The 10,970-nt window shown below is 69.2% G+C and carries 10 protein-coding genes and 2 pseudogenes; 8 read left to right on the top strand and 4 right to left on the bottom strand.

Annotation, left to right across the window (positions count from 1 at the left end):
* The 3 genes and pseudogenes from TOK_RS05910 to TOK_RS05900 all read right to left on the bottom strand — a co-directional run.
* Positions 1 to 582: pseudogene (locus tag TOK_RS05910) on the bottom strand (hypothetical protein); the annotation flags it as partial.
* Positions 583 to 866: 284 nt separating this feature from the next.
* Positions 867 to 1,658 carry a MinD/ParA family protein gene (locus TOK_RS33825; protein WP_253258204.1) on the bottom strand — a complete coding sequence of 264 codons (792 nt, stop codon included), beginning with the start codon at positions 1,656 to 1,658 and terminating at the stop codon, positions 867 to 869.
* 527 nt (positions 1,659 to 2,185) lie between these two features.
* Positions 2,186 to 2,647 carry a hypothetical protein gene (locus TOK_RS05900; RefSeq protein WP_098956779.1) on the bottom strand — a complete coding sequence of 154 codons (462 nt, stop codon included), beginning with the start codon at positions 2,645 to 2,647 and terminating at the stop codon, positions 2,186 to 2,188.
* A gap of 816 nt (positions 2,648 to 3,463) precedes the next feature.
* Between TOK_RS05900 and TOK_RS05895 the strand changes: the two genes are divergently transcribed.
* Both TOK_RS05895 and TOK_RS05890 read left to right on the top strand, forming a co-directional pair.
* A complete protein-coding gene (locus TOK_RS05895) occupies positions 3,464 to 4,024 on the top strand; it encodes a hypothetical protein (protein ID WP_141566277.1) in 561 nt (186 codons plus the stop codon).
* A gap of 313 nt (positions 4,025 to 4,337) precedes the next feature.
* Positions 4,338 to 4,694, top strand: coding sequence for a hypothetical protein (locus TOK_RS05890; RefSeq protein ID WP_216361870.1), 357 nt, complete (start codon positions 4,338 to 4,340; stop codon positions 4,692 to 4,694).
* Between the two features lie 88 nt (positions 4,695 to 4,782).
* Here the strand turns inward: TOK_RS05890 and TOK_RS34865 are convergent, their stop codons facing one another.
* The gene (locus TOK_RS34865) at positions 4,783 to 5,817 is read right to left on the bottom strand and encodes a C40 family peptidase (RefSeq protein WP_141566276.1); all 1,035 of its coding nucleotides are present in this window, start codon (positions 5,815 to 5,817) and stop codon (positions 4,783 to 4,785) included.
* A gap of 81 nt (positions 5,818 to 5,898) precedes the next feature.
* Between TOK_RS34865 and TOK_RS05880 the strand changes: the two genes are divergently transcribed.
* From TOK_RS05880 to TOK_RS05860, 6 genes and pseudogenes are all read left to right on the top strand, one after another.
* Positions 5,899 to 6,789, top strand: coding sequence for a bifunctional DNA primase/polymerase (locus TOK_RS05880; RefSeq protein ID WP_172457430.1), 891 nt, complete (start codon positions 5,899 to 5,901; stop codon positions 6,787 to 6,789).
* A 122-nt stretch (positions 6,790 to 6,911) separates the two neighbouring features.
* Positions 6,912 to 7,187 (top strand): hypothetical protein, encoded by a 276-nt coding sequence (locus TOK_RS05875; protein WP_014203913.1) that lies wholly within the window; start codon positions 6,912 to 6,914, stop codon positions 7,185 to 7,187.
* A gap of 355 nt (positions 7,188 to 7,542) precedes the next feature.
* Positions 7,543 to 7,908, top strand: a pseudogene (locus tag TOK_RS35245) (helix-turn-helix domain-containing protein); the annotation flags it as partial.
* A 588-nt stretch (positions 7,909 to 8,496) separates the two neighbouring features.
* Positions 8,497 to 8,952: a hypothetical protein gene (locus tag TOK_RS33815; protein ID WP_253258203.1), complete on the top strand. Its 456-nt coding sequence runs from the start codon at positions 8,497 to 8,499 to the stop codon at positions 8,950 to 8,952.
* Positions 8,949 to 10,325, top strand: a complete 1,377-nt coding sequence (gene dnaB, locus TOK_RS05865) for a replicative DNA helicase (protein ID WP_098956775.1) — start codon at positions 8,949 to 8,951, stop codon at positions 10,323 to 10,325. The genes TOK_RS33815 and dnaB overlap by 4 nt, the downstream gene beginning before the upstream one ends.
* Before the next feature lie 66 nt (positions 10,326 to 10,391).
* Positions 10,392 to 10,817: a hypothetical protein gene (locus tag TOK_RS05860; protein ID WP_098956774.1), complete on the top strand. Its 426-nt coding sequence runs from the start codon at positions 10,392 to 10,394 to the stop codon at positions 10,815 to 10,817.
* The last annotated feature ends 153 nt before the right edge of the window (positions 10,818 to 10,970 follow it).

Genomic DNA, 10,970 nt, shown 5'->3' with positions numbered 1-10,970 from the left:
GGTGGCGGGGTAGCGGACCTCGCCGGGTTTGACCATGTTGGTGGAGAAGAACAGGGCGTGCGGGATCGTGCCCGCGGCGATCTCCGAGGCGCGCACGACCGCGGCGTAGCGGGCGATGCCGGCGCCGGTGGAGGAGCCGTTGTGTTCGCGGCCGTCACCGTCGAGGGGGGTGGCGGCTCCCCAGTTCGCGGCCAGTCCGGTGCCGGTCTTCTTGGTGACCCACAGGTTGACCACGGTGTCGGTGGTCGGGTCGGCGATCGCGACGTGGCCGTCGGAGCCGGGTGGGATTTTCAGGTTCGCCGGGACCGGCACCTTCAGCCCGGCCAGGGGGTTGCCGCCCCAGTTCTCCGACAGCGGCACCGTCGAGCGTGGGGTGGAGGCGCTGATCTGGTCGGGGTGGACCAGCGCGACGCCGAACTCGCCGGTGTTGAGGATGTGATCGCCGGAGGCCAGGTCCCTGGCCATCGCGGTCGACGACGGGTCGAGTTTCGCCCCCGACGGGATGGGGGACCACAGCCAGTCGGCCTTCGGGAAGTACGGCCGCGCACCAGACGGGCACGTGCTCGTGTTCCTGCCCGTCACGCCGGGGGCGGTGTCGGCGCAGCCCGCGAGAAAGGCCGGTGTGCCGGCGCCTGCCGCCGCAAGGCTGTCCCGCAGCCGCGTTCCTCTTGGGTCAGCGGCCGACCGCAGATTGTCGAAGAGCTGCTGAGCGGTCTGGCGCCATCCACATCCGGCGGCCAGAGCGACAGCAGCCGCGGGCGTAGGCAGCTGGGCTGGGGTCCCGATGGCGGGCACGGTGAAGGAACCGAGAAGTGACGAGGTGGCCAGTGCGGCGGTGACGACCATCTTGAGAGGGCCCATCGCCGTCACCGCCCGCCGGTCGTGAAGCCGTCCGGGGCGGGGAAGTCCCAGGTGAACGCTTCCGCGACCAGGGCTGCGAGTTCGCGACCGGCCTGGCGTGTCCGGGGCCGCAGCATCTCGAGGTCGATCCGGCCGCCCTCGGTGAGGTGCGGATCGGCTGGGAACTCGACGACTGCGCGGCAGCGGTCGGCGAAGTGCTCACGCAGGGCAGCGGGGTCGATGCTGTGGGCCTGCCGATCGCAGGTCAGGACGACGATCGCATCGCGGACGAGCTCGTCGAAACCGTGTGCGATGAGCCAATCCAGCGTCGTCGTGATCCCCTCGGCGGCGTCGATCGTGGGCTTGCCCGTCACGATCAGGCTGCGTGTCGTCTCCAAGGCTCCGGTCATGGCCGAGTGAATCAGCCCGGTGCCGCTGTCGGTGATGACGATGTTGAAGAACCTGGTCAGCAGCGCCAGGACGCGGCGGTACTCCTCGGCGTTGAACGCCTCCGACATCGCCGGATCGAGGTCGCTGGCCAGCACCTGCAGGCGTCCGGCAGTGTTGACGAACCGGCTGACCTCGGTGAACGAGGCGAGCTGATCGAGATTCTCCTGTTCGAGCAGTTGCCGGACAGTCGCGGGGGCCCGGTAGCCGAGCAGTCGTTGAGCGAGGTTGCCGGCGTCGGGGTTGGCGTCGAGGGTGACCACCCGATCGCCGCGGTGCTCGGCCAGAGTGAGACCCAGCAGCGCCGACGTCGTCGTCTTGCCCACCCCGCCCTTGCTGCTCGCCACCGTGATCGTGTGCCAGCCGGTCAACGGCGTCCGGATCCTGTCGAGGTGCACACGCTCGGAGAGCTCGCGCGCTGAGGCGCCGACTGAGATCCGGCCGCCGCTGGCCCTCCAGAGGAGGGCGCGCAGGCCGCGGCGCGGTACCTGGAGCTGCAAGCTCTGCCCGCGCAGGTAGCCGTCGAATGTCGCGTGCTCCGGTGGCGCAGTCGGAGCGCTCGCTGGTGGTGTGGCGGTCAGGGCTGCCGCTTCGGGTGTTGGCTCGGACTGTGGCCCGGTGGTGGCGGTAGGTCCCGGTTCGTCCCGGTCGGTGCCGCGCCCGAGCGGCGGGGTCGCCGAGGACGCGGTGTCGCGGGGCACGGGAGGCTCGAAGGGAACTGCCCTCAGTACCGGGCCGGACGGGACCGCCGCGGACGACGGCACATGCTCCCGATCTGGAGCGGCCCGAGCTGTCTGCGGCGGGACGGCGTGACCGCCGTCGGGGGCGCTGGGGGCGGGGGTGAGGGCGCCGCTCCATGCGCGGACGAAGGGCTGCATCGGGGCCGGGCCTTCCTCGGTCATGAGTTCCTCTCCGCGTTCTCGGGGATCGGGGCCAGCTCCACGACGAGCGCTCCTGAGTCATGCCGGCGGATGGGGATCGACAGCCGCAGCCACATCGACGGCCCGGCTTCCCACCCCGCTGCGGTCGCAGGCGGTACCGACGACCAGCGGGCTCCCTCGAGCAGCTCGAAGTCGTCGGTCATGGCGGGCGGCGGCCCAGACTGCCGCCGGTAGGGCGTGACGCGCGCCCGTACGTCGACGACGAGCCAGTAGTCGACGCTGATGATGCGACCCGCATGCGCGGCCTCGACGCGCTGGCGCCCCTTGCCCGTCCAGCCGAGCGTGCAGTCGGCTCCCGGGGGGAGGTACCAGCCGAGAGCCTCGAGACGGCGCTCCGGTACCGCCTCGTCCCAGGACAGGTAGTCCGTCGCGAAGCAGACCGCCAGCTGTGCTGCCTCGCTCCGATCCGGTGGCGTCAACGCTTCGAGCGGGCGATCGACCGAGGTCCGGATACCTGGGCGAGGGCCATCGACCGGGCGGTGGACCGCTGCGGCCGGGGCGCTGCTGGCCGGGGGGATGAACCCCTGGGTGGGCGGGGGTGCGCTGTGCGCCGAGTTCATTCGCAGCGGCGCGACGACCGTCGGGCCCGGAGGGGGCGATGAAGAGCCCCCGGCGTCCGGCGGGGCCCACCGCTTCTTGACCGCGGCCAGCGCCGCTCCGAGGACGTTCGGTGGTGGGACGGTCGGCGGAACCGGCGCCTGCTGAGCCGGTGGGGAAGGAACGGGGAGAGGGACCGGTGCGAGTGGCGCGGACGGCGGCACCGCCGCCCGCGCCTCAGGCGGCGCCGGGATCGGGACCGGCCTCGGCCTCGGTGTCGGTGTTGGTGTCGGGGAGAACCTGGTCGGAGCGGGCCCGATCGCTGACGTGGGCGCGTACCCGGCGGCCCGGCGGTCCTCGGCTGGGCCATCGTCCTGCGATGGAGACCACCACGGGGGAGGGGAGGAGACACGGCCGCGGCGCCCGCTATCGCGGCGGCTCACGACCTGGCCACCTCCTTCGGGGCCTTGCGCACAGCCGCGGCGGACCCGAAGCCAGTCCTAGAAGGGGGGATTACTGACAGTAGTCGGTACGATCGAGATGTTCTTATGCTCTGCTGATGGCGGCGCCGCCGCCCCGATGGACATGCCTCTAACACGTGATACGGCCCGATCCGAGTGGTCGGAGGTGTCTGGTCGAGGCGAGCAAGCACGGTACGACTGTACCGAGAGCCTGATCAATACGCTATACAGTCATGCATGACCATGACTGCGGCCCACCGGCTGGTGCGTACGCTTGCCCCGATCCGACGCGGGCTCGAGCCCGTACCGACGGTGGAGGGTGATGAGGTGGTTAAGCGCCAGGCTGGGACGCAGGACGGGGTGGCTGCATCCAGCGCGCGCCGCAGGAGGGTTGCAAACCCCCGCGGGACGATGCCCGAGCGGCTGAACTACCTCTTCCAGAACATCCGCAACATCGAGGACAAGCCGTACTCGGCAGCCCAGGTCGCGCGCTGGATCAACGACAACGGCGGCGAGATCAGCAGCGTCTACATCCTCAAGATCCTTAACGGCGAGCGGACCGACCCGTCGCAGCGCTACCTCAAGGAACTCGGCCGATTCTTCGGCGTCTCGCCCGCCTTCTTCTGGGAAGACGAGCCGGCCGACCTCGACCTCGACGAGTTGCGCCAGCGGATCCTGCTGCGTGACGACCTGGTCCAGTCGATGATGCTGCGCGCCGCGCGGCTCTCCCCGCGCTCACAGCAGGCCCTGAGCGACATCATCGAAAGTCTGCTCAAGGCCGAAGGAAAGTCGGAATAGCTGGCCCAAACAGAATTTCGTCGGTAGGGCCTGATAGATCTCACGGACGTGTGGATTGACAGCGTGCGCAAACTATTCGGTCTACGGATCGCAGAGCCCGAGGTGCCGTGGCGGGAGCGCTGCCAGCAGCAGGATGATCGCGGGCAATGCCCGGCACGCGCGACTGAGTCGTTCCAGAATCGGAATCTCTGCACCGAGCACGTCGAGCTGATTGTGATGTACGTGTATGACCGGCCCAGCGGGTGGCGTCCCGGGGGAGCGCCCAGGCCCCCTTGGTTTCCGTGGGCGGACTCGAAGTCGGGCGGATAGGTGGGTGGGTCTGCCGTGGGATGCGGACGAGCGCGAGCTGGTGTGGCCGGGACCAGCCATGATCATGCCCGCCGGGCTGTTGCCGGACGGCAGGCCCTACAGCCGCGACGAGCGGGACAACGCGTCGCGGATCTGCGGGGAGGTGGTGACCTCCGGGGTGGAAGCCGACGCGGTGGTCCGGGCCTACGACCGCCAGCAGGACGCGCTTCGGGATCGTGCGGGGCTGCCCTACGCGGTGCGCGGTGCGAACGGCTTGGAGGACTTGCCGGAGACGCTGCACGCGATCGAGCGGCTGCACCGCAAGGAACGAGCCCGCCGCCGGCGCGTGCACCGCACGGGCTGGGCACGCTGGCTTCCTTGATCGCCAAAGTCCAGTTTCCTCGACGGCCCAGCCTCGCCACAGGGGTCGTAGATGGTCTGGTCGCACCCCCGGAAGGTCGGGTGCGAACTCACTGAGGCGTAGGAACACCTGCTCGTACGGCGCCGATGAACTCCCTGGTCCAGTAGGGAGAGTTCCAGATCCTCTCGACCGTCTTGACGACGTCCCCGGTCTCGGGAGCGTGCACCATCTTCCCGTCTCCCAGATACAGGCCGACGTGGTGGATCCCGCCAGCGGTGCCGTTGCTGCTGAACAGAAGCATGTCTCCGGGCTGGAGCTGAGTGCGGTCGGTGATGGCGGGCTGGAAGGTGGCCCAGATCGACTGCGTCTGGTGCGGCACGGTCACCCCGATCCCAGCGAAGGCGTAGACCATCAGCCCGGAGCAGTCGAACCCGCCTCTGGTCGGGCCGTTGGCGTCCCCGCCAGCCCACACGTAGGGCACTCCTTGCTGGGAGAGCGCCCGGTCGATCACCACCTGCGCCTTCGGGTTGGTCGCCAAGGAGGCGCCCGGGCTCGTGCACACGATGCCGGCAACTGAGCCGACCAGGGCCGAGGCAGGCTCTTCCCAACGCGCGTAGGCGTCCGGGAAGGCGCTCACCTGAACCGCCTGCGCTGCTTGGGACAGCGACATCGACTGCCAACCCGGAACGGCCAACAGCCGGGCGTAGAACAACTGTGCGGACTTGCGCGCGTCCATCCGTACTGCGAGCGGTCCCCAGGACGCCCGCTGCTGGAACAAGCCCACGGAGTCGTGGTCTGAGCCCACCCGGTCGTGGGGAAGGCCCAATGACGCGGGGACCGTCGAGTTGGCGTACATCAGCAGCTTCGACTCCTGGATCGCGGTGGCCACGGCGATGACCTGGCCGCGTTGGGGGACGCCCATCTCGACGCCGACCGAGACGATCGCGGCCGCATTGGCAAGCTGGGGTCCGGCGAACCCGGCTACGGGGTCGCCCGGCTTGCCGCCCGGCGGCGCGCAGACGACTCCCGGCATTCCGGGGGCGGCGTTCGCTTCGTCGGAGCTGCTGACCAGGACGATCAGCATCAACAGAGCAGTCATACCGGCAGCCAGCGCACCTCCGACGGCGAGAGCTGCCTTCTGCACCTAGTTGAGTATAGATCAAGTCGCACTAGTATCCGTACAGTAGTAACTACTACAGTAGGACCGACTCGAGGGGGATGGTACGTGGACGGCGACTCGTTGAGGCGGCAGCTGCTTCGCGACGCGCGCGCGGCCGCCGAGCGATTCCCGATCTTCCCGGTGGTTCCCTTCGGCAAGACGCCAGCAGTCAAGCGCTGGCAGGAGCGCGCCACGCAAGACCGCAAGGTGATCGAACGGTGGTACTGCCGGGCCCCCTTCAATATTGGCCTGGTGACCGGAAAGGGCCTGGTGGTCGTCGATCTGGATGTGGCCCGAGGCGGCGACGGCCGGTCTAGCGAGTCGGGCGAGCTCTCAGGACGTGAGCACCTGGCTGGGGTCGCCTACGAAGCAGGAGAAGACTACCCAGGAGATACCTATACAGTCCGTACGCCGAGTGGCGGTGACCATCTGTACTTCGCTGTCTCGGATCGAGAGGTTCTGCGCAACACCGGCGGGCGTCTGGGAGCCCGCATCGACACCCGCGCGAACGGCGGCTACATCGTCGCCGCGGGATCGCACCGTCGCGGCGGGATGTACCGCGTCGTGAACCGTCGCCCCATCGCACCGCTCCCAGGCTGGCTGGCCACCGCGCTGGCACCAACTCTGCCCGCGCCTCGGCCTGCCGCCGTCCACGCCGTTGCCAGCGGCAACCTGACGGGCTACGTCACCAGCGCGATCAACGCGGAGTGCGCGACCGTCGCGGCAGCAAAGACCGGCCGCCGGCACTACACCCTGCTGCGCGCAGCGCGAATCCTCGGCGAATTCGTCGGCGGAGGCGCCCTGCCCGAGGACATCGCCCGGCACGCCCTGACCGCGGCAGCCGCGGTGCATGTCGGGGTCGACGGATGCACCCAGGCCGAGGTGGACCGGACCATCACTGACGGACTCGAGTACGGCGCCCAACGTCCACGACAACTGCAGGAAGGTCGACGATGATGGAGACCCACTCGCCTGAGCCGACGGCCTCTTGCCGATGCGATGGCCATGCGGGAGAAAGCCTGTGCCGTCATCGGCGCGTCGCCCCGGCTTTAGCTGTTACAGGTGCCAGGATTCCGGCCATGCCCACGAGACGGCAGTACAAGCCCCGACCCGGTAGCTACCGCGGCGAGCGCAAGCTCGTTGGTGGCCGTGTCTGGACCGAGATCGTGGAGCAGGTCGACGAAGCCCGCGGTGATGTCAGCCAGACTGACTGGGTCGCTGCGGCGCTGCTCGTCGCGCTCGACCACCCGGACGCCGTGGAAGAGGCGCTTGAGCGCGTCGCACGTCTCGATCCGCGCAACCGTGGCAACAAGCAGCTCTCGCTCGCCGAGGAGGTCCTCGACCGCACCGCCTAAGCCCTAGGACGCCAGCAAAAGTTCAAATGGGCTGAGTGCAGCAGGACCCCGAAAACGTTAGGGCCCGTCCCTCCGGCCAAGAGGAACGGGCCCACGTAACGGGGCGCGGAGTTCCAGCTCCGGCACCCAGCCCCTCCCCGAAGGGAGGCGCACACGCTTGCCTGCGCGCTCCAATAGTAGCGCGCGCCCGGAAAATCGCACAGCCTTCGGACCCGGTGCGTCACAACGCTCCCGCGTCACACACCCCGATCAGACCAGTAGCTCTCTCTCCACGCTGCTGGAGCCGCCGGCCGTAATCAGGCCGTACCGGCTCGACCTGGTCCTGCGTGACGCCCTCGCGCACCGCCCCCCGCAGATGTGCGTCAGCTGTGCTCGGCGCTCCGGGATCGCGCGCAACACCCCCCTCAGGTCGGTCGTCTGCGGCCCCTGCTGGTTCGCCAGCGGCGGCGAGACCGATGCTGCTGAGTTGACCGGCCGGCCCGCGGTCGCCGAGTCCGTGCTGCCCCGTACCGCGCACGACTGGGCCCACGCGGTATTCGCCTCGCGGTGGTTCGTCGCGCGCCGCCGCGACTGCGCCGCCCGCTTGCGGTTGCTCGTGCGCACCCTCGCGCTCCACGCGGACTGGGACGACCACAGCAGCTTCCCCACCTGGGACCGGCTCATGGAGGCCACCGGGTGGAGCCGCAGCACCATGAGCAGCTGGCTCGCCGAGCTGCACCGGCTTGGCTGGCTAGCCCGGCTGGAGCGCGGCACGACGCCCCAGTTCCGGCCCATGGCGCTGCAGCACGTCGAAGGAAACCGCGCCGCGGTCTACCAGCTCCGAGTCCCTGTGACCACTGAGGACAGTGCCTCAACTGCTCTAACCCGGACCCCAACCCTCTCTAGAAATCCTGTTTCTAACAGAGAACATGTAGTTCCTACGCGCGCGAGAAAAATCATCCACAGCTCACACACAAAACCGCAGGTCAACCACACTATTGACGGCCCTAACGGGCCGCGCCTCGACCACAAGAGCCCCGGATTTTTTGATCTTCGGGTCCCGGTTAGTGCTGGTCAGATGCTTGCTGCTGCAGCTGAGCTCAAGCGAGCCGACCGTGCGCTGTGGCGGGTGAGCCCGCGCGCCCTGCGCGCCATCGTGCGGCCCTGGTGGCGCGCAGGGTGGACCAACAGCGACGTCCTGCACGCTCTCGACCACGCCCCCGCCACCGGAGGTCCCCGACGGTCCGATCGCTGCCCAGCAGCCGAACTACGGCGCCCTGAAGGCTGGATCAAGCACCGTCTCCGGCGGTGGCAGGTGGCCGGTACCCCGGTGGCGGCACCGCGCGTCTGGGAGCCCCTGCGGACCGAGGTCGTCGAGCGCCACGGCGCGGCCGCGGCGAGGCGGCTGGCCTACGGTGCCGGCGAGCTCACCGCCACCGACGTCGAGCTGACCGCGGCCGAGCGGACCGCGGCTGCGGCGGCCGTGACCGAACAGCTCACCCGCCAGTGGGCCAGGGAGTTCCACGAACGCCGCAACGCCCCCCGCCCCGAGCAGGACATCGCCAACCCCGACCACCGCCGATCTGTGATCACCGACTGGCGCCGGACGTCGTCCACCCCGGAGAAGCCGGCCCCGCGACCGTCAGCGCTGGAAGCCCCCGCCCTCGACTCGCCGGCCGACCCCGCATCGCCGGAAGCAAGCGCCTACGAGCGCGCACTGGAGCGAGCCCGTGCCGAAGGTCGTCTCGCCCGCCCCCGACTGCCGCGCAGGAGGCACCGCCGATGAGCGCCGTCCCGATCGAGCAGCCCGCCGTCGCGGCCCCTGACTACCGCCAGCCGCCGCAGGACCTCACCGCCGAGCAGTCGGTGCTCGGTGGGATGTTGCTGAGCAAGGACGCGATCGCCGACGTCGTGGAGATCCTGCGCCCGGACGACTTCTACCGGCCGGCGCACCAGACCGTCTACGACTGCATCCTCGATCTCTACGGCCGGGGTGAGCCGGCGGATGCGGTCACGGTGTCGGCGGAGCTGGCGCGCCGTGGTGAGCTGATCCGTCTCGGTGGTGCGCCGTATCTGCACACGCTGATCGCGACGGTGCCGACGGCGGCCAACGCGGCCTACTACGCCGAGATCGTGGCGGAGAAGGCGATCCTGCGGCGGCTGGTGGAGGCCGGTACCCGGATCGTGCAGCTGGGCTACCACGGCGCCAGCAGCAATGGCGGTGATGTTGATGAGGTCGTCGACCGCGCCCAGGCCGCCATCTACGAGGTGACCGAGCGGACCACGAGCGAGGACTACACCCCGCTCGAGGAACTGCTGGCCCCGACGATGGACGAGATCGACGCCATCGCTGCCCGCGGCGGCATGGCCCTGGGCGTGCCGACCGGCTACACCGACCTCGACGCGATCACCAACGGGCTGCACCCCGGCCAGATGATCGTCGTCGCGGCCAGGCCGGGCGTCGGGAAGTCCACGGTCGGGCTCGACATCGCCCGCTCGTGCTCGGTTCGCCATGGCATGACGAGCGTGGTGTTCTCGCTGGAGATGAGCAAGTCCGAGATCGTGATGCGGCTGTTGTCGGCCGAGGCGCGGATCCGGCTGGCCGACATGCGGGCGGGCCGGATGAGCGATGAGGACTGGACCCGGATGGCGCGGCGCATGTCGGAGATTTCCGAGGCGCCGTTGTTCATCGACGACTCGCCGAACCTGACGTTGACCGAGATCCGGGCCAAGGCGCGCCGGCTCAAGCAGCGCAACGACCTCAAGCTGATCATTCTGGACTATCTGCAGCTGATGACGTGCGGGCGCAAGGTGGAGTCACGGCAGCAGGAGGTTTCGGAGTTCTCCCGGCAGATCAAGTTGCTGGCCAAGGAGCTCGAGGTGCCGGTGGTGGCGATGAGCCAGCTCAACCGTGGGCCGGAGCAGCGCAACGACAAGCGTCCGATGTTGTCGGACCTGCGTGAGTCGGGCTCGATCGAGCAGGACGCGGACATGGTGATCCTGCTGCACCGGCCCGATGCGTTCGAGCGCGACGATCCGCGTGCGGGCGAGGCCGACCTGATCCTGGCCAAGCACCGTAACGGCCCGACCAGCACGATCACCGTCGCACACCAGCTGCACTACAGCCGCTTCACCGACCTCGCCCACGAGCACCGCTGAACGCAATAGCGGTAGATTGATAATTGTCCACTGTGGAGTATCAGGCATTGGGGTGTGTTTGCAGGGATGACGGTGACCGCGCAGGATGGCTACCGGAATGCCGGGGCTCATCTGGGAGGGACATCGCTGATGCGCGACGACGACGGGAGGGACGACGACAGGACGTCGAGCGGTCCGCCGGTCACCGCGCAGGACCTCCTCGCTCGTCTGCGGCCGCGGCCGTGGGACTCGGCGGCATCCACTGCTTTCGAGGCTGCTCAGGAGGCGATCAGCCACGCCATCGGCTGCTACTCCTCGCTGCTGGCCTCCGAGCAGCGCTCGCCGAATCCACGGGCTGAGCGGGTGGAGGCCTGGTCGGCGGCCCGGCAGCAGTGCGCGGCGGAGCGCCGCCGGCTGCGGGCCTACAACCGCGACCAGGTGGCGGAGGCCCGGGCGCGCTACACACAGCTCATCGCCGAGCTCGACGCACAACTGCAGGCGCAGTCGCGTTGAGCAGTGACGATGCGTCGCCCGACGTTGAGTCCTACCGGCTCTCCGCGCAGGACAACGACCGTGTCTTCCGGCGCGACATCGTTCCCAGCGAACTCGAGTCATCAGGATCGAGCAGTGGATCGATGACGCAGTCCATGCTGGGGCGAAGATTCT

Source organism: Pseudonocardia sp. N23 (genome assembly GCF_002583555.1).
In the GTDB taxonomy this organism is placed as follows: Bacteria; Actinomycetota; Actinomycetes; order Mycobacteriales; family Pseudonocardiaceae; genus Pseudonocardia.
This window is presented reverse-complemented; position numbering and strand designations above follow the sequence as displayed.

What these genes read in the sequence shown, in the direction of transcription:
- dnaB (WP_098956775.1), top strand. Translation starts at nt 8,949, where the DNA reads ATGAGCGCCGTCCCGATCGAGCAGCCCGCCGTCGCGGCCCCTGACTAC.
- TOK_RS05875 (WP_014203913.1), top strand. Translation starts at nt 6,912, where the DNA reads ATGCCCACGAGACGGCAGTACAAGCCCCGACCCGGTAGCTACCGCGGC.
- TOK_RS05895 (WP_141566277.1), top strand. Translation starts at nt 3,464, where the DNA reads ATGACCATGACTGCGGCCCACCGGCTGGTGCGTACGCTTGCCCCGATC.
- TOK_RS05860 (WP_098956774.1), top strand. Translation starts at nt 10,392, where the DNA reads ATGACGGTGACCGCGCAGGATGGCTACCGGAATGCCGGGGCTCATCTG.